Origin of the sequence: Devosia sp. ZW T5_3 (assembly GCF_044987315.1) — a bacterium.
GTDB lineage: Bacteria > Pseudomonadota > Alphaproteobacteria > Rhizobiales > Devosiaceae > Devosia.
Genome location: NZ_JBJDRE010000004.1, coordinates 273807 through 298602, shown reverse-complemented (window position 1 = coordinate 298602; position 24796 = coordinate 273807). Strand labels below are relative to the sequence as shown.

Here is a 24796-nt window from a genome sequence, read left to right as displayed (position 1 = left end):
TCCTTTGCATCGCAGGCTGTCGCCCAGCGATTGCTGGCCTTGACAGCCTCCCTGGACGGACAGCCTATTTTTGTGGCGTGCCGCGAGCAAGCACAAAGAATAGGCCAGAGCTTTCGTCAAGCGGTTTATTAACGCGATTTTAGCGAGTTGAGCCGGTCAGACGCCCATCTACCCAGACCTGTTCGATATTGGCGCGGCTGGCGCCGTAGAGGATTTTCTCGAAGACGGCGTCGGGCTGGGTTTCGCCGAACAGGCGGATAGAGCCAGATGGCGCTGATGTATCGATGACCAGGGCGTCAAAACGATAGCCGGGGGCGAAGATTCCGATGGGCAGATCGAGCGCTATGCCGCCGCCGGCCGTGGCCAGGTGAAAGGCGGTCTTGAGGTCGATGGCCGAGCCCGGCGTGCCGCGATTTGCCGCAGGCAAAGTTGGGTCGACGCCGTCCTGCAAGAGGCGTGAAGCCTGAACCGTGGTGCGGCACGCTTCGAACATGGAGGCGCTGGGGCCGCCGGATATGTCGGTGCCCAGGCCCACATGGAGGTGCTTTTCCAGCGCCCGGCACAGGGGAAAAACGGCGTTGGCGAAATAGATGTTGGACAGCGCGCAATGGGCGACGGCGGATTGGCGGGCGACCAGCCGGTCCATATCGACGTCGGTGAGGAAATTGGAATGGGCGAGGACTGATTTTCGGGTCAAAAGGCCAAAACTATCAAGAGCTTGCGCGTCGGTGTGGCCATATCGATTCAGGACGTGGCCGTGAGCCCAGTCGCTTTCCGAGCAATGGGTCTGCACGTGGCAATCGCATTCGGCGGCGAGTTGGCCCAGGGCACTCAACGCTTCGTCGGTGCAGGAGGGGATGAAGCGCGGGGTGATGACGGGGAGGACGCGGGCATCCGCATTGGCGGGGTGGCTGCGGATGTGGTCGATCACCGCGCGGGTGCCGGCTATCGCAGCCTCGGGGGAGGCATCGCGGTAGAACTCAGGGCAGGCGGCGGGGTCGTCCATCACCACTTTGCCCACCAGGGCGCGCTGACCTTTGTCGATGCAGATATCGGCCAAGAGCTTAGTGGCTTCGGTGTGCTGGGTGGCGAAGTAGAGCGCGGTGGTGGTGCCGTTGGCGAGCAGGTCTTCGACCAAGGCGGTGTAGCGCGGGCGGGCGAAGTCGAGGTCGGCGTACTGCGCCTCAAGCGGGAAGGTATATTTCTGTAGCCAGACTTCGAGCGGCTCATCAAGGGCTTGGCCGAGCTGGGGGTATTGGGGGGCGTGGATGTGGAGGTCCACGAGGCCGGGCAGGATGTAGCGGCCTTCAGGCAGGCGCAGCAGGTCGTCGCTATAGCGGGCAATGGCGGCGGGTTGTGCGGGATCATCGGGGCCGGTCACGGCGGTGATGGTGCCTTTGGCGTCGATCTCGATCAATGTGTCGGTCAGCGCTTCAAGCGCGCCCTGCTGAGGGGCGTGGAAGAAGGTGCCGAGAATGGCGCGCAGGGTCATATTTTGCTCAGAGTGCGCAATTGGCGGGCGCGCAGGGCGCGGTAGCTGAATAGGGCCAGTGCCAAAAGGGTGATGACGAAGGGGATCATGCGGATCAGCTCGGGTGGAATCCAGTTGAAGAGGCCCGGCATGACCACGGCGAGGGCTTCAAAGACGCCGAAGAGCAGGGCGGCCAAGAGCGCGCCGACGGGATGGCGGGCGCCAAGCAGGACAGCGCCGAGGGCGATGAAGCCGCGGCCGGCGGTCATGTCGCGGGTGAAGCCGACATAGTTGAACATGGCGAGCTGGGCACCGCCGAGGGCGGCAAGGCCGCCCGAGACCAGCAGGCTCCAGGTGCGGATGGTATTGACGGGAATGCCGGCGGCTTCGGGGGCAGCTGGATATTCACCAACGCCGCGCAGCCAGAGGCCCCAAGGGGTGCGGTAGAGGAAATACCAGATGGCAAAGACCAGAAAGGCCGCGACCCAGGACAGGATCGAGTGGCCGGAGAGGAACTGGACCAGGGTGTGGCCGATGCCGGGAATGACACCGAGGAAGGAGATGTCGAGGGCCGGGATGGCCTTGGAGGGCAGGTTGATCGAAGTGCCCTTGTCGCCGCCAGTGGCGAGGGTGAGGGCGAAGACTGTGCCGCCTGCGGCGAAAATGTTGATGGCGAAACCGACGAGGATAATGTCGGCCTTGAGGCGCAGATGGAAGAAGGCGATGACCGCGCCGAGCAGGGCGCCGGCGGCAATGGCGGCGAGCACCGCGATGTACCAGGGGGCAAAGACCGAGACGATGACGGCGGTGAGGCAGCCGACCAGCATCATGCCTTCGAGCGCCACGTTGAGCGCGCCGGAGAGATCAGCGATGAGGCCGCCCAGGGTAGCGAGCAGGAGCGGGGTGGAGGTGCGGATGACGGTGACGAAGAAGGTCGCCGAAAAGACCGTCATGAACAGTTCGATCATTTGCCCGCCTCCAGGACGGCAGCGGGAGTGGCATTGCGCCCCAGAATGCGGGCGAAGAATTTGCGGCCCGGCATTGAGAAGGACGAGGCAACCAGCAGGATGATGATGGCGGTGACGAGGCCAATGACTTCGGCGGGCACGTCGGTGCGGATATTCATCAGCTGGGCGCCCTGGCGGAGGTAGCCATAGAACAGGGCCACAACGGGCACGGCGAGTGGGCGGCTGCGGGCGACAATGGCGACCAGGATGCCCTCGAAGGCCAGGCCCCCTTCGAACAGGATGGTGAGCTTGCCGAAGGACTGGCCCTGCACGAACATGGCGCCGAGCAAGCCGCCAAGGGCGCCGGCCACGGTCATGGCGGAGACCATGATCACGGTGGAGCGGATGCCGGAATATTCGGCGAATTGGGCATTGTGGCCGACGAGACGCAGCTTGAGACCCCAGGCGGTGCGATAGAGCGCGAACCAGACGGCGAGCACGGCCACGATGGCGAAGATCAGCCCGATATCGATGCGGGTGCCGGCAACCAGGGCGGGAAACACAGCGGTGGCGGGGAAATCATTGGTGGTGAGCACGCCGCTGCCGGGCGGCACGAGCTGGGTGCGGACCAGATAATTGCACAGCTCGATGGCGATATAGTTGAGCATCAGCGAGGAGACGATCTCGTTGGCACCCAGCTTGGCCTTGGCGATGCCGGGGATGAAGCCATAAAAGCCGCCCGCGATCATGGCGCAGAGCACGCCGACGGGGATAGCCAGCCAGGTGGCGCCGATGGGGGACAGGGCGACATAGGCGGCGGCGAGGCCCCCGACATAGACCTGGCCCTGCACGCCCATGGAGAATTGGCGGGCCTGGAAGACGAGGCTGAAGGCGAGGCCCGTAATGGTCAGCTTGGCGACGTCATCGATCCACAGGCCAATGGTACGCGGCCGGGAGATGGGGGCGGTCAGCAGCACATTGAAGGCCTCAAGCGGGGCCTTGGAGGTGAGCAGGATGATAACAAAAGCGACGCCCAAAGCGATGATTGCGGCGGCGAGCGCGCGGCCGGTTTCGCGGCGGATATTGGCCCAGCGGGCCTTGCGGCCGAGCACGGCTTCACTGGTCATGCTCATCGCAGCGCTCCCTGCATTTCGGCCGGGGTCTGTTTGGCGATGCCCAGCATATAGGTGCCCAGGGTTTCGGGGGTGAGGTCGTCGGAATTGACGAAGGCGGCGACGATCTTGCCGCGATAGAGCACGACGAGGCGGTCGGCCAGCGCCAGCAGTTCGGACAGGTCAGCGGAACTGAGCAGCACGGCGGCGCCGGCGTCGCGGGCGTCGGTCAGCGAGTGCCAGATGAATTGGGTGGCGCCCAGGTCAACGCCACGGGTGGGCTGGTTGACGAGCAGGAGTTTAGGCTGTTCGGAGAGTTCGCGGGCGACCACGACCTTTTGCATATTGCCGCCTGAGAGCGTGCCGACGGCGGCGCCGGGGCCGCCGACGCGGATGGAGAAACGCTCGATGAGCTTTTCGGCATTGGCCTTGATGGCCTTCAGATCAAGCAGGCCATTGCGAACATAGCGCTTGTCGTCCAGCCGTGTGGCGACGAGGTTTTCGGCGACGCTGGCGCCGGTGGCGAGGCCCCGGGCGAGGCGATCTTCGGGGATGCTGGCAAGGCCAGCGGCGCGGCGTTCGAGAACGGTGAGGGGCACCAGACTCTTGCCGTTGAGATAGGCGACACCATCGGCAATGGGGCGCAGGCCCGCGACGGCTTCGAGCAATTCGGACTGGCCATTGCCCTCGACGCCGACGAGCCCAACGATTTCGCCGGCATGGACGCGCAGGTTGAGGTCATCGACCAGGGTGGCGCCGTTTTCGCCGGTGACCTTGAGGGCCTTGATCTCGCAGGCGAGAGCCCCCTGATTGGCGGCGCGGTCGACGCGCAGGGCGACTTCGCGGCCCACCATCATGGTGGCGAGGCTCTTTTCAGTGACCTCGTTGGCGGCGACTTCGCCCACGGATTTGCCGGCCCGCATGACGGTAATGCGGTCGGAAATTTCGAGCACTTCGGGCAGTTTATGGGCGATGAAAATGACGGTGCGGCCCTGTTCCACCAAGGCGCGGACGGCGACGAACAGCTCTTCGACTTCCTGCGGAGCGAGGACGGCCGTGGGTTCGTCGAGAATGAGGATGCGCGCGTCCCGGTAAAGTGCCTTGAGGATCTCAACGCGCTGCTGCTGGCCGACAGGGAGTTGACCGACCGGCGGCAGGGGATCAACGGAGAGACGGAACTTTTCGGAGAGCGCGCGCACCGCCTCGATCGCCTTTTGGCGGTCGAACCGGAGGCCGGTGCGGGGCTCGGAGCCCAGCACGACGTTTTCGTAAACGGAGAAGGAGGGCACGAGGGAAAAGTGCTGGAACACCATGCCGATGCCGGCGTCGATCGCCTCGCGCGGATTGGTGAAGCTGACAGGCTTGCCATCGAGCAGGAGCGTGCCGCGGTCGGGACGCTCGATGCCGAAGAGGATTTTCATCAGGGTGGATTTACCGGCGCCATTTTCGCCGACCACCGCATGGACCTCGCCCGCATTGATGGTGAGGTTGACCCCGTTATTGGCGACAACGCCGCCCGGATAGGTCTTGCCGATGTCGATCGCTTGCAGCAGCGGGGCCATGCAGGTCGTTCCCGTAGGTGGAAAGTGGCGCCGCCCGGAGGGGCGACGCCGGAATTTGTCACTTCATTGCAGTGGCGGGGACCAGTTCGCCCGAATTGATCTTGGCTTCGAGAGCGTCGATCTCGGTGCGGACTTCGGCGGGAACGAGCTTTTCATAATAGCTGTTCTTGGAAATGCCGACCGCGCCTTCGGGCATGCCGAGCAGCACGGCCGAGCCATAGGGAGCGGTGCCATCAATGGTCTGCTGGAGGGCGAGGAACAGGGAATCCCCGACCTTCTTTTCAACCGAGGTGAAGATGACGTCGGCCTGGGCCGGATCGGAATCGGCGAAGATTTCCGCCTGGTCGCTATCCACGCCGACGGCCAGCTTGCCGGCATCGCGCACGGCCTGCAGCGCGCCAATGCCGGTGCCGCCGGCAATCGGGAAGATTACGTCGGCACCCTGGCCGAGCTGGGCGATCGCCATTTCCTTGCCCTTGGCCGGATCGCTGAACGTGCCGGCGACGGTGTTCAGGATCTGGATATTGGGATTGGCGGCCTTGGCGCCCTCGTCAAACCCGACCTTGAAGTCGGTGACGGTGGGGAATTCCATGCCGATAATGGTGCCCAGAATGCCGGTGGTGGAGAGCTTTGCCGCTGCGAAGCCCGCGAGATAGCCAGCGGCCGAAGTCTGATATTGCAGGGCCAGCACGTTCGAGCAGCAGCCGGTGGAGAAATCCGGGCTGTCGTCGAAAATGATGAACTTGGTATCGGGATAGTCGGGCGCCAGCTTGGCGACAAAACCGGTCATGTCGAACGTGCCGGCGATGATGACGTCATAGCCGGTGTCGGTGGCATCGGCCAGAGCCGGTTCCCAGCGGCCGCGGTCATAGCCGGCTTCGATGATCTTGATCTCAACCGGCAGCTCGGCCGCAGCACGCTCTACGCCCGCTGTCGCGCTGTCGAGAAAGCTCTTGTCGCCACGGGTGCCATGCAGCACGAGTGCGACGGTGAGCGGATTTTCTGCAGTATATTCCTGAGCCTGGGTGGCAATCGGGGCTGCTGAAGTCAGCAGGCCCGCAGCCAGCAGGAGGCCCGCCGAACGACGGGTCAGGGAACGAAACGACATGGGCGCACTCCGAGTTGGGAATTATCCGGGGATGTAGGCGATGGACGCTTTGTAGAGATCGACCAGGCGGTCGATTTTGGCTTCTTCGACGAGGGTCACCATAGGCGTGCCGAGGCGGCCGGACGGATCGACCACGGTCATGCCGCGGGTGATGCCGGGGGCCAGTGCCACATCCACGGAGGCACGCAGCGACTTGGTGACGATGCTGGGATCGACCACGACGGCGGCAGCCAGTGGATCGACAAAGCGGAACACGTCGCCCCCGCCATAGCTGGCATTGGTGCGGCGGGCGTGATCGGCCAGGGCTTCCGAGAAGGCCTTTTCGGGGCCGGCCGCGACGGCGGCGAAAGCAGTGTCAACGTCGGCGCCGCTCATATTGTGGGTGACGCAGGGCTCCCAGGGGATGACGACGATGTCGATATCGGCCGAGAAGACCACCGAGGCGGCTTCGGGATCGGCATAGATATTGAATTCGGCGGCCGGGGTGGTGTTGCCGCGGCCATAAACGGTGGCGCCCATAATGGTGAGCTGGCCGATGCCGTTAATGATGGAGGGCTCAAGCCGCAACGCCAGAGCCAGGTTGGTCAGCGGGCCGATCATCAGGAAATCGATCTTTTCGCCCTTGCCGCCGGCTTCGCGGAAGGTCTGGCGCAGGAAGCCGATGGCGTCCTCGCTGGCGGGCTTGGCATTTTCGAGCGGGCGCGGAGCGCCGCCCAGACCGTCTTCGCCATGGATATATTTGGCGTCGATGATCTTTTGCGTCAGCGGGCGGTCGGCGCCCATATGCACGGGCACGTCGGCACCGGCGATAGCCAGGGTGGACAGGATATTGCGCGTGGCGGCATCGAGGCCGACATTGCCGAATACGGTGGTGATGGCATCAGGTGTGCGGCCGCCGGCGATGAGCATCAGCAGGGCCTGCGCGTCGTCAACGCCACCGTCGGTATCGAGAATCAGTTTGTTCAAAATTGCCTCATGCGACCTGGCGCGCACTTTCGACGCGCGCCCAGAAGTCTTTGTAAGTGGCCGAATAATTCGACCTGATGGATTGGTAGTCGGCGCGCTGTAGCATGCGATCGCGGACGATGTCTTCGCCGGCAACCCAGACATGGGTAACGTCCCGGCCGCTGCCAGAATAGACGAGCACGGTCTCGATGTCCGGGGTTTCCGAATAGCCGGGGCCGCGCATATCCACAGCGATGATATCGGCGGCCTTGCCGATTTCGAGCGAGCCGATCTCGTGATCAAGGCCCAAAGCCTTGGCGCCTTCGATCGTGGCCATGCGGATCAGCTCGGCGCTGGAAATCGGCTGTGCCACGCCTTCGCGGTGGGAGGCGACAAGGCCGGCCACCCGCATTTCGGCGATCATGTCATAGGAATTGTTGGCGGCGACATTGTCGGTGCCCAAAGCGACGGTGACGCCTGCGGCCTTGAGCTTGACTACGGGGCAAATGCCTTCACGGCCCGAGCGTAGGCCCGCCGTGGCATTGTAGGAGACCGAGGCGGCTGGGGCGGCGGCGAAAATGGCTATGTCTTCGTCGCTGAGATCAAGGCAATGGGCGGCATGGACGCGGCCGGCAAAGAAGCCGTCGCGGGAGAGGGCCTGCGTGGCTGTCAGCCCATAGCGCGCCAGAGTCTCTTCGTTATCCTCCGGTCCCGCCGCCATATGCAGGTGCATGCCGACGCCGTATTTAACAGCCATGTCGACTTCGGCGCGCAGCAAGTCCTCGGAATTGTCGACATAGGGGGCGTGGGGGCCGAACCAGGGGATAACCCGGCCATCGGCGGAGCGCTGCTTTTCGATGAAGGCGGCGGCTTTGGCGAGTTCGTCCTCGCCGCGGTCCTTATCGCCCAATTGCACAATGCCGTAGGCGATGACGGCGCGCAGGCCGCTGGCACCAGCGGCCTGGGCGATCTCTTCGGCAAAGAAATACTGGTCGCAGAATGTAGTGGTGCCGCTCAGCGCCATTTCGGCGCAGGACAGCGCGACGGCGGGGCCGATATCGGAGGCGATTAGCGACAGCTCCGGCTCGCGGATGGAATTGTACCAGCCTTCCATGGTGAGCAGGCTCTGGCCTTCCGAGCGGCCACGGAACAAGACCATGGCGGAATGAGTGTGGGCATTGACCAGACCGGGCATGATGAGTTGGCCGGGCAGTGCGGTTGCTTCGTCGAACCCGGCAGGGTCAGGTTGGGTCGATTTAGGACCGGTTCCGATGATGCGGCCATTCAGAAAAGCAACCCAGCCGCCTTCAAAGACGGTGTTTTGCGTATCGACGGTGAGGATTGTAGCGTCGTAGATAAGAACAGAACTCATTTGACCCGGCTTAGTAAACCGCTTTACATCACGAATTAACGTCAGTTATCAGCACGATGTCAAATGCTATCGCAGTTCATTTGCACAAACCATATGCGAATATCGGAAATGCACAAGACGGGGGCATGGCCGTGTGGTGCGCTGATGGCCGAGGATGGGCAATGAGTCCGAGAATCAGAGGCAGATCATGGCTACGCTGAGCGATGTCGCGGAAGAAGCGGGTGTGTCGCCGACGGCGGTGTCGCGCTATCTCAACAACAGGATCGAGCTGCCGCAGGGCACGCGCGACCGGATCGATGCGGCGATTGCCAAGCTCGATTACCGGCCCAATCTGCTGGCCAAGCGGCTTTCCACCGGCAAGGCGGAGGCGATTAGCCTGGTGACGCCGGAAATCGGCAATCCGTTTTTTGCGGAACTGGCCGCGGCGGTAGAGGCTGAGGCCGAGCGGCATGGCTACGCGGTGTACATGTCCTCGACCCGGGGCGACCGGACGCGGGAGGTTGACGCGATCAAGCGGCTGCATGACCAGCATGTGGATGGATTGATCATGATGACCAACCAGCCCGATGATGGCACGCTGGCCGAGCTTCTCGCGCGGCACGACAATGTTGTCCTGCTGGACGAGGATATTCCCGGTGTGTCGGTGCCGCGCGTATTCGTGGAAAACGAGCAGGGCGCTTATGCCGCGACGCAATTGCTGATCGAGGCCGGGCACCGCCATATTGCTGTCATCAGCGGGCCGGGCGGGCTGATGAGCGTCAAAGAGCGGCTGGCGGGATTCCGCCGGGCGATGGGCGAGGCAGGTATTGCGGTTCGCGAGGACTGGGTGCTGCTGGGCCAGTATTCGCGCGAATTCGGGCACGAGGCGGCAGGGCGCCTGCTGGCGAGCCAGGAGCGGCCGAGCGCTATTGTGGCGTGCTCGGATTATCTGGCGATAGGCGTGTTGCAGGCATTGCGGCAGGCAGAGATTGCCGTGCCCGGGGATATGTCGCTGGTGGGGTTTGACGACATGCCGTTCGCCGAATTGGTGGACCCACCTTTGACCACGGTGCGCCAGCCGGTTGCCGAAATGGGGCGGCTTGCCTTTACGCGACTGTTGGCGCTGATCAACAAGACCGACACCGAGACCATGACCCGCCTGCCGGTGGAGTTGGTGGTGCGCAAATCGGTCGCGCCGTTTGGGGGATAAGGTCTCGTTGATCCCCGCTCACGACTTGAGTAAGCAGGGTGCGGCTTGGATCGCAGGAGAATTATAGACATGGATTTGCCGGACGATCTGCTGATCAGCGCCGCCGATGAGGTTCGCATTCGCCAGCATCTGGCGCTGGTAGCGCTGGGCAAGCGCCCGGCGGATCGCGCGGTGCGCGTCGGGCGGCTGCTCGATGTGCATGGGCGGCGCTGGCATGAGGATCAGGAGATCGTCATATGCGGGCGGCGGATCGCCTGGGTAGGGCCGGCGGGCGCCTATAAGGGCGAGGTTGCCGAGCGGGCAGAACGGCTAAATCTGCATGCCGTGCCAGGGTTTGGCGAGGTTCATAAACATATCGAATCAAGCCATTTGACGCCCGAGCATGAGGCGGCATTGGTGCTGCCGCATGGCAATACCTGGACCTGCGAGGCCAGCCACGAATTTTCCAATGTGGATGGGCCGAACAATCTCGAATTCTGGCTGACGGCGCGGCGCGCTGGCTCGCCAATGAAGATTTTTCCGCTGCCCGGATCGGCCGTGCCGCCCACGGCCTATGAATGGGGCGGCGGCCATTTCGGTTATGACGAGCAGCAGAGCTTTCTCAAGCAACAGCTGATGGTGGCCGGGCTCGACGAGGTGATGGATTGGCCGGCGGTGTGGAATCCGGAAAATCCGTCCTATGAGCGGCTGTGGGGGATGATCCGGGCGACGTTCGAGCAGCGCGGCGTGGTCGAGGGGCATGCGGCTGGCATGCGGGCGATCGACGATATCAATGCGTTCGCGGCGGCCGGCATGGCATCGGACCATGAGGCGTGGACGGCCGAAGAAGTGCGCGACAAGCTGCGGCGCGGGCTGTTCATGGAATTGCGACCGCACTCGGTCAAGGAGATGATCGGCGGGCTTTTGGCCGAAGGGCAGCAGGATTGGTCGCAATTTGCGCTGTGTACCGATGACCGCTCGTGCTCGGACACGATGAAGCTGGGCGCGACCGACCACAATGTGCGGCTGGCGATCGAAGCGGGCCTGGCGCCTGAGATTGCTATTCAGCTGGTGACGATCAATCCGGCGCGGCATATGCGGCTGACGCCATGGGTGGGGGCGATTGCACCGGGACGGTTTGCCGATCTGGTGCTGCTCGATGATGTCGCGAGCCTGTCCATTGCGCAGGTTTGGGCGGATGGGCAGCAGGTTTCCGAGGGCAAGACCTATAGCGGGCCGCTGCCGAAGATTGCCTGGCCGGGCTGGGCGACGGGGACGGTCAATATCCAGCGTGAGATGCTGGCCGAGGACTTTGCGATTCCCGCTGAGCCGGGGCGCCAGACCATGTCGGCGGCGATCCTGCGGCCGTTCCATTGGGCGGATGAGTTCATCACCATGGACCTGCCCGTGGCCGATGGCCTGGTGCAGCGCGATGCCGGGCGGAATGTCACCAAATTTGCCATTGTCGACCGATTTTCGGGCGAGGGGCTGACGTCCAAAATGTTCTGGCTGGGCACGGGGCCAAAGACGCCGGAAACGGCGCTGGCCTGTTCGATGGGGCATGACAAGCACAATATCTGGGTGGTCGGGTCTTCGGATGCCGCCATGGCCAAGGCAGTCAATGCGCTGCGGGAGACGCAGGGTGGCTGGGCGCTGGTGCGCGAGGGCGCACTGGCAGCGACGGTGCGTTATGAGGTGGGGGGCCTGATGACTTGCCGGCCACCGGCGGAACTCGATGCTGAAATGCAGGCGCTGTATGCGGCGGCCGAGGGGATCGAGTGGATGTATGAACCCACCTTCTCGCCGCGCTGGTGGCCGGGTTTCCCCGAGCGGCTGGCCTTTGCCACGCTGACCTGTGCGCCCTGGCGCTGGGTGCTGGTGGCGCCTTCGCCGCTGGCGCCGGAGGGATTTGTGAATGTCGCGACCGGCGAGACGCATCCCATTGTGTGGTGAGGCGTCCTCTACAGCGTCTTGAACATCACATAGCTATCCACGTAGCCGTGCACGGGGTGGTTGAACGCCTTGGGCAGGGTGCCGACAATATCGAACCCGAGGGATTGCCAGAGCGCGACGGCACGGGTGTTGGTGGAGACGACGTGGTTGAACTGCATGGCGCGGAAGCTGCGCTCTGCGGCGCGGGCCAGCGAGTGTTGGCACATGGCGCGGGCGACGCCTTTGCCCTGGGCGGCGGGGGCGGTCATGTAGCCGCAATTGGCGACGTGGGCGCCGCCGCCCTGCTGGTTGGCCATGAGGTAATAAGTGCCAAGGATCACGCCATTTTCCTCGGCGACGAAGACTTCGTGGGTGGGGCCGAGCCAATAGGCGAGGACGCCGGCGTCGTCGAGATCGGTGGCGATGGCGTAGGTTTGTCCGGCGGCCAGGTTAGGCGCGACGATGGCGAGGATTTGCGGGATATCTGCCTCAGCGGCGGGGCGGATTTGCAGCGTCATTATCGTCTTCATCCATGGGTGGAACGCGGATCTGGCCGGGGGGTGCCATGTCGGGGATGATGGGTTTGTTGGCGATGGATGGGCGGTGGCCGAGCTCGAACCGCCAGGCGGCGGTGGCAAAGAGGATAAGTGCGAGCACGACGCAGCCGGCGGCAGCGACCCAGGGAGCGCCGGGGAAATAGCCGGGCGAGTCGGGGGCCGAAGTGAAATAGGAAAAGATCTGTGTGGCGACGACCGGGCCGATAATGGTGGCCAATGAATTGGCGGCGTTGACTGCGCCCTGCAATTCGCCCTGGGCGTTGTCGGGCACCTGGCGGGAGAGCACGCCATTGATGGCAGGCGGGGCGAGGCCACTGATCGCGCCGATCATGATGAAAACGTAGAGATAAACCACCTGATCGGTGAAGGCGACGCCGATAAAGGCAGCGATGGCAGCCAACAGGCCCAGCATGGCCACGGGCGGCTCGCCAATACGTTTGACCAGGGGACCGACGATAAAGGCCTGGCAGATGGCAAAGCCGATGCCGAAGGCGCCCAGTGCACGGCCGATATTGGACGAGGTGAAGCGGTAGACCTCGACCGTGAAATAGCTGAACACGGTAGGCAGCGCCTGGGCGGCCAGCGAAAAGGCGAACAGCACAGCCAAAAGCCACAGCACGACCGGATAGCGGCGCAGCGCAACGACGGCGCCGAAGGGATTTGCGCGGCGGATGTCGAACTTGCGGCGGGCGTGGCGGGGCAGGCTTTCGGGCAGGATGAAGAGGCCGAAGAGAAAATTGGCGAAAGCCAGGCCAGCGGCAGCAAAGAAAGGGACGCGGGGGCCCAGTTCGCCGAGTTCGCCTCCAATGACTGGGCCAATGATGAAGCCGAGACCGAAGGCGGCGCCGATCAGGCCGAAGCGGTGCGTGCGCTTATGCGGCGGGGTAATGTCGGCCATATAGGCGGTGGCGGTGGCGACGGCGGCGCCGGCCACGCCGGCAATGATGCGGCCGATGAACAGGTACCAGACGAAGGGGGCGATCGCCATCATCAGGTAATCGAAGGTGAGGCCGAGCAGGGAGCAGAGCAGCACAGGGCGGCGGCCGAAACGGTCGGAAAGATTGCCCAATACCGGCGAAAACACGAATTGCATCAAGGCGTAAGCAAAAACGAGGTAGCCGCCGATGACGGCCGCATTGGCGACGCTACCGCCGGTCAGTTCTTCCAGCAGCTCGGGCAATACCGGCACGATGATGCCGACACCGATCATGTCGAGCAGAATGGTAACCAGGATACAGGCCAGCGTCAGGCGGGAGCGGGTCGCAGCTTGCATAAAGTGGCGCTAACCTTCTGATTTTCAGGGCCCCAGCGGGCTGGTTGGTGTCGCGCAGTTGACACAGCCGGATCGGCCAAAGCAAGGCCGAACGGTGTCGGGTGTGGTATGCGCGACAGCTTGAAGCGGCGGGAAGCTGAATCGAGACAAGGGTTTAACTCGGGTGCTTCGCGGGATGATTCAAGGTCTTAGGGCTGCGCATCATGCCCGTAGAGCCAGGCGAGGCGCTTGAGGTGACCGCGCGGGCCCTGGGCCGAGATGACCAGATTGCGGGCAGTGCTGAGGGGCCAGGGAAGATGAAAAATCTTGCCGTTGGAGCGGGAAATCCTGGCGACGCGCTCGACGCGAAGGCGGCGGAGGGCGTCGAATTTGGCGAAGGCAGCCTCGGCATTTGGCTCCTCGATCAGCAGGGGTGCGAGGACGGCGGCGTCTTCGATGCCCATGGCGGCGCCCTGGGCCTGGAAGGGGAGCATGGCGTGGGCGGCGTCGCCGATAAGGCCGATATTTTCGCGGTGCCAGGCGGGGGAATCGACGGTGTAGAGGGGCCAGGGCGTCCAGCTCTGTCCGGCGGCGGCGGCGCGGATGGCTTCGAGCCTGGCGGGGAGGCGGCGGGGCAGGTGGGGAGCGCCATGATCGGGCAGTTCGTCGCGATTCGAGGCGGTGGCGAAGAGGGCGACATTGACCTGCTGGCGGTGGGGCAGCGGGTAGCAGACGGCGTGGTAATTGGGGGCGAACAGCACCGAAACGCGATCGAGCGCGATGTGGCCGGCGAGGGCGTCGAAGGGCAAGAGGGTGCGCCAGGCGACGCGGCCGCGCCAGGTGGCGGGCGGGCCATCGAGCAGGGTGGTGCGGGTTTTTGAATGCACGCCATCGGCCCCGATCAATGCGTCGCCACGCAGGGAACGGGTTTGGCCGCTGGCATCTTCGAGTGTGATCGTGACGCCATTCGCACTGGTGACAGTATCCCACGACCGGACGCCGAAGAGGATATCTATGTTGGCGAAGCGCCGGCAGGCCTTGTAGAGCGCGTCGGCGAGGTCGGCGCGGTGCATGACGGCATAGGGGGCGCCGAAGCGGGTGCGCATGATGGCGCCCAGTTCCAGCGTGACCAGCGGACGCCTGGCGCGGGCAGGGTAGAGGTCGATGCCGGTGGGTTCGAGGCTATTGGCCGCGATGGCGTCCTCGAGGCCCAGGGAATCGAGAATACGGCGGGCATTGGGGCTGATCTGCAGGCCCGCGCCCAATTCGGACACGGCCGGGTTGCGCTCGAGCACAGTAACATTGGCGCCGAACTTGGCGAGCGCCAAGGCCAGCGTGAGTCCCGAGATGCCCGCACCGACGATAAAGAAGGTGCGGCCGCTGCTATTCATTTTAGGAAAAACTCAAGCAGCGTCAGCGTGATAGACGGCCGAGAGCGGGTTGGCGGTGCCGGCGGCGAGGGCCGGATTGTAGACGTAATGCGTCGAGCAATAGGGGCAGACGGCTTCGCTGTCCTTACCCATGTCGATGAAGATATGGGGATGATCGAAGGGCGGCAGGGCGCCGACGCACTGGAATTCCTTGGACCCGACCTCGATCTGGCGGAGGCCTTCGGTGTTGTGGAAGTGGGGCGTGCTGCCGTGGGCTGCCATCGGGGATAACCTGGATAGATGATTTGCTGGCCGGACCATAAACAATGGGCCGGGCGAAAGAAAGGTCTTCCGGGCAGTCACATTTGCCCAAACAGGTGGCACCGATTGGGCGAATAGGTTAGCGGACTGTGCACGTTGAGATGTTGCTGGGTGGACCAATTGCCAAACTTTCAATCCGATGGCCTGACGCTGGCCTATGAATCCTTCGGCGATGGCTTCCCGGTATTGTGCATCCATGGCTTTGCCTCGAGCGGGAAGGTCAACTGGATCGATACGGGCTGGGTCGAGGCGCTGACATCGGCCGGATATCGGGCGATCACGCTGGACAATCGCGGGCATGGGCAATCGGACAAGCCCTATGACACCGAGGCCTATTATCCGCAGGTGATGGCCAAGGATGCGGTGGCGCTGCTCGACCATCTGGGGATCGAGAAAGCGGCTGTGCTGGGCTATTCGATGGGCGCGCGGATTGCGGCATTCATGGCGTTCCAGGATGAGGAGCGAGTAGTGTGCGCGATCTTTGGCGGGATGGGGATGAATCTCATCAATGGCCTGAGCGACGGCAATGACATCATTGCCGGATTGCGGGCGCCGGCCCTGGCGGGGTTGACGCATCCGACGGCGCGGCAGTTCCGGATTTTTGCCGAGCATACGGGTGCCGACCGGGAGGCGCTGGCGGCTTGCATGGAGACGTCGCGCGAGCCGATGGCGCGGGCCGATGTGCGGCGGATCAATGTGCCGGTGCTGGTGGCGGTGGGGGAGGCCGACGTGATGGCCGGCCCGCCCGAACCACTGGCGGAATTGATTCCGGGCGCGGAAGCCTTCGTCATTCCCAAGCGCGACCATATGCGGGCGACGGGTGACGCAAAATTCAAGGCTGCGGCGCTGGAATTCCTGGGCAGGACATTGCCTGCCAACAGCCATTCGTGAACCAAACGGCCCGTAAGGGCTTTGTTTTGGAGCATGAGATAGCTTATATCGGTAAATCTCGATGAAGCGGAGTGTCGCCCCATGAGCGTCAGCGCAAAGAAATCAGCCGAAATCCAGGCCGTGGACCCCGTTTGGGAAGCCGTGCGCGCCGGAGCCAGGCAGATCGTGGCGGCCGAGCCTTCTTTGTCGAACATGGCGATCTCAGCTGTACTCAATCACGAAACGTTCGAGCAGGCGCTGGGGCATCGCCTGGCGGCGCGGCTGGACCATGACGATGTTTCGGCCGATCTGATCCGGCAGGCCTTTGCCGAGATGATCACGGATTTCCCCGATATCGGGCATGCGGCGCGGGTCGATCTGGCGGCGACGCTGGAGCGCGATCCGGCCTGCCACCGGGCGGTCGAGCCGCTGCTGTTCTTCAAGGGCTATCAGGCGATCCAGACGCATCGCTTTGCCCATGCCATGTATCTGGCGGGGCGGCGGGATTTTGCGCTGTACCTGCAAAGCCGGGCTAGCCAGGTATTCCAGGTCGATATCAATCCGGCAGTGCCGATGGGCAAGGGCATTATGCTCGACCATGGCACGGGGCTGGTGATCGGGGAGACCGCGACGGTTGGCGATAATGTGTCAATGCTGCAGAATGTGACGCTGGGCGGCACGGGCAAATCCGACCAGGACCGTCACCCCAAGATCGGCAATGGCGTGCTGATCGGGGCCGGCGCCAAGGTGCTGGGCAATATCCGCATTGGCGATTGCTCGCGGATCGGGGCGGGTTCGGTGGTGCTCAAGGAAGTACCGCCGCGGGTGACCGTGGCGGGTGTGCCGGCCAAGGTGATTGGCGAGGCTGGATGCGCGCAGCCGGCGCTGGTGATGGATCAGGAATTCCTAGTCCACGATCTGAACAGCTGAGCGGGTCGATTTTCCGGTGATGCCGGCCTGCAACCGGCACTCGTCTGCGCTTCCGGTGCTCACGTACAAAAAGTACGCTCCGCTCCGGTTCTCGCCGACCACCGGTTTCGTCTCGGCCTGACCGGAAACTCAACCCGCTCAGTGCTGACTGAGGCTTGATTGGTGAACGTCCTTTGCAAGGTGCCACGACCTCGTGGTTCGACAAGCTCACCATGAGGTCTACTGGGTAGCTGGGCTGTTGGGCTGCTTGCTCTGAATTTGCATTGAAACACGGTGTCATTCCCGCGAAAGCGGGAACCTCCGTTTACTTTCTGCCACCGCAAACAGAGGTTCCCGCTTTCGCGGGAATGACATTGTGGGTGGGTGGCCGGTGGGCGTGACCGCTTGGCCTTCAGCATGGATCCCGGCCTGCGCCGGGATGACGTTGTGGGGAGGATGGGTTTTGCCCTGTGGGGCGGGCAGGATGAGCCGGGCGCGTTGGCTTTGCGGTGCTGCAACTGGTCATCGGGGCTTGTCACCGCTAAAATGGGACGGAACAGGGGTTGTTTGCGTTTAGCGGGTGACTAGATTGCCGCCTCAACCCAAATCAGCAGGATACGCATCGTGAACCATCCCGAGATCATCAAGCTGCAGAAATTCCTGCAACTCAAATTCAACAACAAGAATATCGACGTGCGGCCGCGCGCCAAGCTGAATGACTCCGTCGAAGTGTTCATTGGCGATGAATCGATCGGGCTTATTCATCTGGACGACGAGGATGGCGACAAGTCGTACATCTTCAATATGTCGATCCTGGATATCGATCTGGACGAAGTCTGAGGTTTTGTGCGCTCGCCCGGGTTTTCCTTCTCCCCTTGAGGGAGAAGGTGCCCCGCTTGGGGCACCGAATTCGCGAAGGCGAATTTCGGGATGAGGGGGTGTCTCCATTGGCATTGAAGCGATGGGATGGCGCAGTACCCCTCACCCTGAAATTCTGCTGAACGCAGAATTTCTGTCCCTCTCCCTCAAGGGGCGAGGGGAAGACAGAATCTTACCAAGCCCCGATTTTTTCGAGCCAGAGCTTCATCTGGGTGTCGAACTGGCGCCAGGATTGCAGGGCTTTGGCGTCGAAGACGTAGACGACGGCGATGCCGCTGGGCAGGTAGACGGTGCGTACGCATTGTTCGGGCGCGCCGGGCTCGATGGGGGCCATGCATTTGGCGACGAAGGCATTGGCCGAGAGCGGGTCGTACCAGATGCGTTCGCCTTCGTAGCCGGCTGCGGCGCCGAGTGGTTTGCCGACGAGGCCGGGAATGCCGGCCAATGTTTCATCACCAAATTGATGCAGATAGACGGCGTCGAGCAGGGCGCTGCTGGTGCGTGCACGGCTGCGGGGCAGCAGCATGACTTGCACGGGCAGGGGCGTAGCGCCCTCGGGCGCGAACATCAGGGTCAGGTCGATCTGGTTGGTGAAGCCGTCGCGGATTTGCTCGCCATAGCGGAACCAGGCGGTGGGAATGGTCAGCTCGCGCCCGGAAATGGTTTGCACGATGGGATTGCCATCCTCGAGCGCGGGGGTCGGCGTGCGCGAGGTGCGGCCCATTTCATCGAGCAGATAGGCGGCACCCACGGCCAGCAGCAAAGCCAGCATGGCGATGCCGGCCAGATTGAAACCCAGGGAGGCGGGAGGGTGGCGGGGCGTAGCGGGCGCCGATTGCGAGCTCATGACCAGCATTAACCAGATTTGGCGAGCGGAGGTGACAATCGATAGGGCGGTCAATATGCTTAATGAAGGGTTAATTTCAGGCGCGCGGTACAATAATGCCGGCGCGGAACAGGGCGGTTGGGCATGGCCAAGGAATTGCTGCTGGCGGCGTTTCTCATCGGGATCGGGCTATGCGTGGCAGGGGCGGGGACGCACCTCTACCAATGGCTGGCGCGGCAGCAGGCCATTTTGCGCTTTGACGGCAAGACCTACGTGACCGCGATGGGGCATCTGGCGATGAGCTTTATCTGCGGGCCCTACATCATGTTGCAGCTGGGCTGGCAGCACGAGGACAACAGCACGCTGTCGATGACCTCGATGCTGGTGGCCTCGGTGGTGGCGTTCGGCTGGGCATTTGTGACGGGGATGCTGTTCATGGGCATGTACGTCGCGATTAGATACTGACGCCTCCCGCAATCAGTCAGCATTCACAATGTCATTCCCGCGAAAGCGGGAACCTCGGTTTCTCTTGCTGGCATCGTTAAACGGAGGTCCCCGCTTTCGCGGGGATGACACCGTGGGTGTGTTGGTATTTGTGGGAGAACACGGCCGTTGCACGGTCAAAAACAATGAAGCCAGCTTCCGGGGAAGCTGGCTTCATTCTTCAGACCCCTATCAGGGTTAGGCGTGAGCGTTGCGGCTCGGGCGGGGTCCGGAAAGCGGTGATCAGTTGATGCCGGCGGTGGTGGCGACCACGATCTGGCGGCTGTCGATCATGTCGACCCACTGGCCGGCATTGGCCTGAGACTGGCGCTTGACATAGTGGTAGGGCGTGTCGCTCCAGAGGCGCACGGCGCCATCCTGGTTGTCGAGCACGAGGTCGCCGCGGTCGGTGCGGACGATCAGCACGGCGTGGCCTTCGCCATCGGCCTGCTTGACGATGGCCATCAGCAGGGTGCTGACCGGCCAGCCGGCATTGATCAGGTCGCGGCGCTTGGCCAGCGCGATATCTTCGCAATCGCCATAGCCATTGGGATAGGTCCAGAATTCGTCGACCTGGTAGAGGTCGAGGTCGGAGACCGGGGTGACGTTGCCGTTGACGTTGGCATTGATCTGCAGCAGCTCGGACCAGCGGGTTTCGTCCAGCGGCACGGCGGACACGACATTGTCGTTGCGGCGGCATTCGGCGGGGCGGGACTTGCAGAACTCGGCATGGCCGACCGGGATGCTGGCGGGGGCATCGACGACCTGCACGAAGGCGACATTGGTCAAGTCGAGGGCCTGGGCCGGGGCGGCGATGGCGGCGAGGGCGAGAAGTGCGCCGAATATTGCCTTGTTGGTGAAAAACATTGTGTGGTCTCCCTGATGGAAACCACGTTACGGACTGCCGATTTCGTCGATCCGAAAACTGCAATGCAGTTTTTATGCAAGTTTTATCGAATGGATTCAGGGGTGGTTTACTATGCGGGGGTGGGACCTTCTCCCCTTGTGGAGAAGGTGCCCGCAGGGCGGATGAGGGGGCTTTCCTGGACACTGGCATGGGAAGGCGCAGGACCCCTCACCCTGATCATTCTTCTGGACGAAGAATGATCTGTCATTGCCATTCGAGCGTAGCTCTCATGGCCTTCTCACCTCAAATCGCTCCACTGGAGCGATTTGCCCTGCGGGACGGATCGAAGTCCCACAAGGGGCGAGGGACGGCTCCGTGGATGGCGAGGGGAAGCTCAGTGGTGGGAGGGCTTGGAGCCCTAGTTCATCCGCAGGTTTTGCTGGACGACGGTGAGCATTTCCTGGGCCGAGGCGAATTCTACTGCGACGCCGTTCTGGAAGTGGCGGACCACGCGGGCGCGCATGCGGCCCAGGGTGACGGGCGTGCCCATGGCGGGGCGCACGTCGAGTTCGATGGCGGCGCCGGAAAGCGAGATGTCGATGATCTTGCAATTGTAGCGGCGGCCATCGTCGAGGACGACGGTGGAGTGGCGGATATCGGGGACGACACGCTCGTGGCGGCGGTCTTCCGGCAGGTTGAGGATATCCTTGTTGGCGAGCCAGGTGAGCTGGGCGGCCATCTTGTCGCGCTTGCGCGGGGAGGCGGCGATGTCCATTTCAAAGCCGCCATCCATCTGGGACAGGATAGTGCCCTCGATGCGGCCGACATGGTCGATATAGGCGATGACGCGTTCGCCGACGACGCCGGCAACTGGAGCGATGACCATGGCATCGCCGGGGGACATCTCTATGACCTGGCAGGGAAATTCGCGGCGGTCGGCCAGCATGTAGCGGCCCAGGACCGAGACTTTGACGCGCTGAAAGCGTGCCGAGTCGGCGCGCGTACGCGCGGGGGCAATGAATCGCGGTGATTGGATGTCGTCGCTGAGCATTGCCGCCGGTCGCACTGTGTTTCCACAATAAGCTAACCGGGTTTGGTTAACGCTTGGTATTGGGATTTGTCGCCAATACCAAGTCAAGTGGGCTAAAATGCCGGCAAAAGCCTTGGCAGTTTACTTACTGCGGCCGCCGTCGATAACGGCCAGGTGCGCATAGCGCCGGGCGCTGCGACCATAGACGGTGGCGGGCATGGGCATGTGGGGGCTGACGCCCATATAGCTGACGTCATTGCCCACATTGGTGGCGACTTCGCGCACGGTTTCTTCCATGGCCACATCATCGGGCCAGATCAGGCGCAGGCCGGTAATGCGCTGCTCGAGAATGGGCTGCACGCCGAGCCAATAGGGCTCTTCGAGTGCCGACATGGCGCCGAGCAGGCGGGTGTGGGTGGAGCCATTGTGGCGCAGCGGCATCAGGATTGTCTCGAAGGACACCTTGGTGTGCAGCGCTGTTGTGCCCTGGAAGGTGACCAAGGCCACGGCGTGATCCTCGGTGACGGCGCGGATCAGCGTGTCCATGGCGTCGCGGTCGCGCTCATGCCAGAGATCGTTGAACGAGCGGCCCTTGAGCTCGCGGCAGTAACTTGTGCACAGGTGCGAGCCCGCGAGGCGGAAAGAGAACTTCTCTGCCTCGTCGAATTCGAGAATAAAAGTATTGGCGAGCGCTTCGCGGATGCGCGTGGGGTCGATATCCTTGCGGTCTGGCGCGCTGCGGGACCCCCGGATGGCGTTCCAATAATCGTAGAGGGTCCGAGTGCTGGTCTGCTGCATTGCTGTTGTTCCGCCGATGGCCATGCGACCGCTCCCCGCCTTTTGGAAAAGGCACAAGCCGCGACTCCACATTCGCAAATGGCTGGGGCAAAAGCGCCCTTAAAGGATAGTTAAGGTTAACGCGGCTGTCCCAATGTGGAAAAGAAGAGCCAAAGCGGCGCGGCGCCAGCGAGTCGGGGTGAAGTGATGGTCGAACAAGGGCAGACACCAGGCCAGCCGGGGCGCGAGCCGGTGTTCCTGTTGCCGGGATCGGTGACGGCTTTGGTGGGGGTGATGGTGGTGATTCACGCCGCATCAACCTTCGTGCTTAACCAGCAGGGCTATAACGACTTCATCCTGTGGTTCGCATTTTTGCCGCTGCGTTTCGTGGTGGCGGGGAGCGATCCGGCCCAAGCTATCCCCCTAATCTGGACCCCGTTCAGCCATGCGCTGATGCATGGGGGCTGGGATCACCTGCTGATCAATGTGGCGTGGCTGGCGATTTTCGCGACGCCGGTGGCGCGGCGCTATGGGGCCGGGCCGATGCTGGCGATCTTTTTCATCTCGGCGGCAGCGGGGGCGGCGTTCTTTGCGGCGACGACGCTGTATTCAGGGACGTATCTGATCGGGGCTTCGGGGGGCGTTTCCGGGCTGACCGGGGCGGCGGTGCGGTTCATTTTCCAGCCGGTGATCGTGGCGCAGCATCCCGAGACGGGCGAGCGGGTGATTGTGGGGCGGCATCTGGCCAGTTTTGGCGACCTGATGAAGGATGCGCGGGCGCGGATGTTCGTGGTGATCTGGGTGGTGCTGAATGCTGCGGTGCCGCTGCTGCCGCTGCTGACGGGGACGGCGATCGGCGTGGCCTGGCAGGCGCATCTGGGCGGGTTCTTCGCCGGGATTTTGCTGGTGGGGTTGTTCGAGCGGAAGGGGCGGTAGGGCTTCGGGCATCGGAGTACCCCCTCCTAGCCTCCCCCTGATAGGGGGAGGGATCTCTCCACTGTTGGAGTGAGTTCGAGTTCCGACCACAAGGCGGTTCCTCCCCCTATCAGGGGGAGGCTAGGTGGGGGTATCCGCTGCACAAGAAAGCAAACGGAGGTTCCCGCTTTCGCGGGAATGACACCGTGGGGAAAACGGGATGACGCCCGGACCTAGTAAACCTTGGTGGGATCGAACAGGCGGGGCAGGCCGGTGTCTTTGAGGGAGGCGGTTTCGCCCGTTATTTCTACCTGGCGGTAGAAGCAGGATTTGCGGCCGGTGTGGCAGGCGGCGCCGCGGCCGGTTTGTTCGACGGTCATGACCAGGGCGTCCTGGTCGCAATCGGTGCGGAGGGCGACCAGCTTCTGCAATTCGCCGGAGGTTTCGCCCTTTTTCCAGATTTTGTTGCGCGAGCGGGACCAGTAGTGGGCGATGCCGGTTTCGAGCGTCAGGGACAAGGCCTCGGCGTTCATATGGGCGAGCATCAGCACGTCCTTGCTCGATGCCTCGATGGTGACGACGGTGACCAGGCCCGCAGCGTCGAAACGCGGGGCAAAGAGGGTGCCTTCTTCCAGTTGCTCGTGGGAGAGGGCGGCGGGATCGGCGAAGGTGATGCTCATGGCGCGGGTTTTAGCGCGGGCGCGGCTTTTGCGCTAGGTGATAGGTCAAGGCGGCGCGGAGGCAAAGGGCGAGCGGGGCGGCCGGGAGGGGCGAGGCGGCGGGCAGAAGGAGCGCGCGATTGCCATCGAAGGTGAAATCGTCAGCGAAATGGGCGCGGAAGGTGTCGATCAGGGTCGTTTGGCAGTTGAACAGGACTGCGCATTTGTCGGGCGCCGAGCGGACCATGCCGAGGCGGATGGTCGAGCCGCTGCGGCTGGCTTCGGTGAGATAGGCGGGTTCGCCCCATTTGAGCGTTTCGGTGAGGGGGCCGACGCCGGTGGTTTCCGAGGCGGTGACGAAGATCAGCTCGCGGATATCGAGGAGGCGCTGGCGCATTGGCTCGGAATAGCGCGTGAGGGCCTGCTCTATTGCTGGGGGGAGCGGCGGGGCGAGCATCGGCTTATCCTTGCTTGAAGCCTTGATGGTGGTGCTCATGGGGCGGAAAATAGACCGCCCCATCGGGTTTTGCCAGCGTCAGTCCTTGAGGGCGAACCAGATTTCGATGCTGCCGCGGCCGGCAATAGGATCGAATTGGGGGCCATAATACTCAAAGAAGCTGAAGGGGGCGTCGCTGAGGTCGCGATTGGAGTGGGCCAGCCATTCGGAGGCCGCGCCAATGGTCGAGCGGATGGTGGTGACGTCGCCGTCATGGGTGAAGCGGGCCCAGGTGAGGGCGGGAATGGTGATCTGCTTGAGCTCGGGCTGCACGTCGCTGCCTTCGCGGACTTCCACGGCGACCAGATATTCGAAATCGTCGCAGCTTTCGGCCATTTCCCCGATGACGCCATAGGCGACGCCGGGAATTGTGCCCGTGATATTGCCCATATAGGGGTAGAATTGCTGCCATTGGGCGGGAATGCCGGCGGCCTTGTTCATGCCGTGGCGTTGGCCCAAGCCCGCCAGATGCATGCGTGGACGCTTTTCGATGCGCGGTTCGGCGACGGTGACGTGTGTATTGGTATCCATGCGTTGAGGCTCCACGAGTTGGATGCTGTCCAGGCAGCGCCGCCGGCGAAGCTCTTCGGGCGTGATGCCGAACAGATCGCGGAAGGCGCGGGTGAATGCCTCATGGGAGCCATAGCCGGCGTCGAGCGCGACCGAGAGAATATCGGGAGCGCCATCGGCCAGCTCTTTTGCCGCCTCGGTCAGCCGCCGGGCCCGAAGATAGGCCGAGACCGAATAGCCGGTGACGAGCGGAAAGGCGCGCGACAGATAGGACTTCGACTTGCCGGTGACCTCGACGATATCGTCGAGCGTCAGCGGCTCGCGGAAGCGGCTTTCGATGACCCAGAGCATTTTGGCGACAGCGGACATTGGCGTACTCGCAACAAGGCCCGATCTGTATGACACGGGCCGCGCAGGCGCATTTGATCGCGCATGCAGTGGCGAGTTTAATCCGATCTCGTGGCCGAGAGCAGGGGTG

25 protein-coding genes are annotated in these 24796 nt (G+C 63.2%); 7 read left to right on the top strand and 18 right to left on the bottom strand.

What is annotated here, in order from left to right:
* Positions 1-139: 139 nt before the first annotated feature.
* Genes guaD through ACI3KW_RS07300 form a run of 7 tightly spaced genes read right to left on the bottom strand, consistent with a single transcriptional unit; the run spans position 140 to position 8517 of the window.
* Complete coding sequence (guaD, locus tag ACI3KW_RS07330; protein ID WP_404847523.1) at positions 140-1492, bottom strand: guanine deaminase; 1353 nt, start codon at positions 1490-1492, stop codon at positions 140-142.
* Entirely contained in the window at positions 1489-2439 is a 951-nt protein-coding gene (locus tag ACI3KW_RS07325; protein WP_404847522.1) for an ABC transporter permease, read from the bottom strand. Before ACI3KW_RS07325 ends, guaD begins: the two co-directional genes overlap by 4 nt.
* The gene (locus ACI3KW_RS07320; protein ID WP_404847521.1) at positions 2436-3551 is read right to left on the bottom strand and encodes an ABC transporter permease; all 1116 of its coding nucleotides are present in this window, start codon (positions 3549-3551) and stop codon (positions 2436-2438) included. Before ACI3KW_RS07320 ends, ACI3KW_RS07325 begins: the two co-directional genes overlap by 4 nt.
* Positions 3548-5092 carry an ABC transporter ATP-binding protein gene (locus ACI3KW_RS07315; protein WP_404847520.1) on the bottom strand — a complete coding sequence of 515 codons (1545 nt, stop codon included), beginning with the start codon at positions 5090-5092 and terminating at the stop codon, positions 3548-3550. The genes ACI3KW_RS07320 and ACI3KW_RS07315 overlap by 4 nt, the downstream gene beginning before the upstream one ends.
* A gap of 58 nt (positions 5093-5150) precedes the next feature.
* A complete protein-coding gene (locus tag ACI3KW_RS07310; protein ID WP_262167148.1) occupies positions 5151-6200 on the bottom strand; it encodes a BMP family protein in 1050 nt (349 codons plus the stop codon).
* Positions 6201-6221: 21 nt separating this feature from the next.
* A complete protein-coding gene (locus ACI3KW_RS07305) occupies positions 6222-7166 on the bottom strand; it encodes a nucleoside hydrolase (RefSeq protein WP_404847519.1) in 945 nt (314 codons plus the stop codon).
* Positions 7167-7173: 7 nt separating this feature from the next.
* Positions 7174-8517 (bottom strand): amidohydrolase family protein, encoded by a 1344-nt coding sequence (locus tag ACI3KW_RS07300; RefSeq protein ID WP_404847518.1) that lies wholly within the window; start codon positions 8515-8517, stop codon positions 7174-7176.
* 187 nt (positions 8518-8704) lie between these two features.
* Between ACI3KW_RS07300 and ACI3KW_RS07295 the strand changes: the two genes are divergently transcribed.
* Together ACI3KW_RS07295 and ACI3KW_RS07290 are read left to right on the top strand one after the other, a co-directional pair.
* Positions 8705-9706, top strand: a complete 1002-nt coding sequence (locus tag ACI3KW_RS07295) for a LacI family DNA-binding transcriptional regulator (protein WP_404847517.1) — start codon at positions 8705-8707, stop codon at positions 9704-9706.
* Between the two features lie 69 nt (positions 9707-9775).
* On the top strand, positions 9776-11638 hold the full coding sequence (locus ACI3KW_RS07290; protein WP_404847516.1) for an adenine deaminase: 1863 nt from the start codon (positions 9776-9778) through the stop codon (positions 11636-11638).
* Positions 11639-11646: 8 nt separating this feature from the next.
* On the opposite strand, the gene ACI3KW_RS07285 is transcribed toward ACI3KW_RS07290, so the two are convergent.
* The 4 genes from ACI3KW_RS07285 to ACI3KW_RS07270 form a co-directional block, all read right to left on the bottom strand.
* Positions 11647-12129, bottom strand: coding sequence for a GNAT family N-acetyltransferase (locus ACI3KW_RS07285; RefSeq protein ID WP_404847546.1), 483 nt, complete (start codon positions 12127-12129; stop codon positions 11647-11649).
* Entirely contained in the window at positions 12107-13447 is a 1341-nt protein-coding gene (locus ACI3KW_RS07280; protein ID WP_262167158.1) for a TCR/Tet family MFS transporter, read from the bottom strand. The genes ACI3KW_RS07285 and ACI3KW_RS07280 overlap by 23 nt, the downstream gene beginning before the upstream one ends.
* Before the next feature lie 188 nt (positions 13448-13635).
* Positions 13636-14817, bottom strand: coding sequence for an FAD-dependent oxidoreductase (locus ACI3KW_RS07275; RefSeq protein WP_404847515.1), 1182 nt, complete (start codon positions 14815-14817; stop codon positions 13636-13638).
* A 12-nt stretch (positions 14818-14829) separates the two neighbouring features.
* A complete protein-coding gene (locus ACI3KW_RS07270) occupies positions 14830-15078 on the bottom strand; it encodes a zinc-finger domain-containing protein (protein WP_113124056.1) in 249 nt (82 codons plus the stop codon).
* Positions 15079-15237: 159 nt separating this feature from the next.
* On the opposite strand from ACI3KW_RS07270, the gene ACI3KW_RS07265 reads away from it, so the two are divergent.
* From ACI3KW_RS07265 to ACI3KW_RS07255, 3 genes are all read left to right on the top strand, one after another.
* Positions 15238-16008: an alpha/beta fold hydrolase gene (locus tag ACI3KW_RS07265; protein WP_404847514.1), complete on the top strand. Its 771-nt coding sequence runs from the start codon at positions 15238-15240 to the stop codon at positions 16006-16008.
* Positions 16009-16089: 81 nt separating this feature from the next.
* Positions 16090-16917, top strand: coding sequence for a serine O-acetyltransferase (cysE, locus tag ACI3KW_RS07260; RefSeq protein ID WP_404847513.1), 828 nt, complete (start codon positions 16090-16092; stop codon positions 16915-16917).
* Between the two features lie 603 nt (positions 16918-17520).
* On the top strand, positions 17521-17736 hold the full coding sequence (locus ACI3KW_RS07255) for a DUF3126 family protein (protein WP_035101906.1): 216 nt from the start codon (positions 17521-17523) through the stop codon (positions 17734-17736).
* A 211-nt stretch (positions 17737-17947) separates the two neighbouring features.
* Here ACI3KW_RS07255 and ACI3KW_RS07250 read toward each other — a convergent pair whose 3' ends face one another.
* The gene (locus tag ACI3KW_RS07250) at positions 17948-18622 is read right to left on the bottom strand and encodes a hypothetical protein (RefSeq protein ID WP_404847512.1); all 675 of its coding nucleotides are present in this window, start codon (positions 18620-18622) and stop codon (positions 17948-17950) included.
* A 123-nt stretch (positions 18623-18745) separates the two neighbouring features.
* Between ACI3KW_RS07250 and ACI3KW_RS07245 the strand changes: the two genes are divergently transcribed.
* Entirely contained in the window at positions 18746-19066 is a 321-nt protein-coding gene (locus ACI3KW_RS07245) for a DUF6949 family protein (RefSeq protein ID WP_404847511.1), read from the top strand.
* A 261-nt stretch (positions 19067-19327) separates the two neighbouring features.
* Here ACI3KW_RS07245 and ACI3KW_RS07240 read toward each other — a convergent pair whose 3' ends face one another.
* The 3 genes from ACI3KW_RS07240 to ACI3KW_RS07230 all read right to left on the bottom strand — a co-directional run bounded on the left by ACI3KW_RS07240 (position 19328) and on the right by ACI3KW_RS07230 (position 21759).
* Positions 19328-19951 (bottom strand): transglutaminase-like cysteine peptidase, encoded by a 624-nt coding sequence (locus ACI3KW_RS07240; RefSeq protein ID WP_404847510.1) that lies wholly within the window; start codon positions 19949-19951, stop codon positions 19328-19330.
* Positions 19952-20349: 398 nt separating this feature from the next.
* Entirely contained in the window at positions 20350-20982 is a 633-nt protein-coding gene (locus ACI3KW_RS07235) for a PilZ domain-containing protein (RefSeq protein ID WP_113124051.1), read from the bottom strand.
* A 120-nt stretch (positions 20983-21102) separates the two neighbouring features.
* Complete coding sequence (locus ACI3KW_RS07230) at positions 21103-21759, bottom strand: PAS domain-containing protein (RefSeq protein WP_404847509.1); 657 nt, start codon at positions 21757-21759, stop codon at positions 21103-21105.
* A 186-nt stretch (positions 21760-21945) separates the two neighbouring features.
* Between ACI3KW_RS07230 and ACI3KW_RS07225 the strand changes: the two genes are divergently transcribed.
* Complete coding sequence (locus ACI3KW_RS07225; RefSeq protein ID WP_404847508.1) at positions 21946-22674, top strand: rhomboid family intramembrane serine protease; 729 nt, start codon at positions 21946-21948, stop codon at positions 22672-22674.
* A 212-nt stretch (positions 22675-22886) separates the two neighbouring features.
* Here ACI3KW_RS07225 and hisI read toward each other — a convergent pair whose 3' ends face one another.
* The 3 genes from hisI to ACI3KW_RS07210 all read right to left on the bottom strand — a co-directional run bounded on the left by hisI (position 22887) and on the right by ACI3KW_RS07210 (position 24687).
* Positions 22887-23333 carry a phosphoribosyl-AMP cyclohydrolase gene (gene hisI / locus ACI3KW_RS07220; protein ID WP_404847507.1) on the bottom strand — a complete coding sequence of 149 codons (447 nt, stop codon included), beginning with the start codon at positions 23331-23333 and terminating at the stop codon, positions 22887-22889.
* A 10-nt stretch (positions 23334-23343) separates the two neighbouring features.
* Entirely contained in the window at positions 23344-23769 is a 426-nt protein-coding gene (locus ACI3KW_RS07215) for a DUF1801 domain-containing protein (protein WP_404847506.1), read from the bottom strand.
* Between the two features lie 78 nt (positions 23770-23847).
* Positions 23848-24687 carry a helix-turn-helix domain-containing protein gene (locus ACI3KW_RS07210; RefSeq protein WP_404847505.1) on the bottom strand — a complete coding sequence of 280 codons (840 nt, stop codon included), beginning with the start codon at positions 24685-24687 and terminating at the stop codon, positions 23848-23850.
* Between the last annotated feature and the right edge of the window lie 109 nt (positions 24688-24796).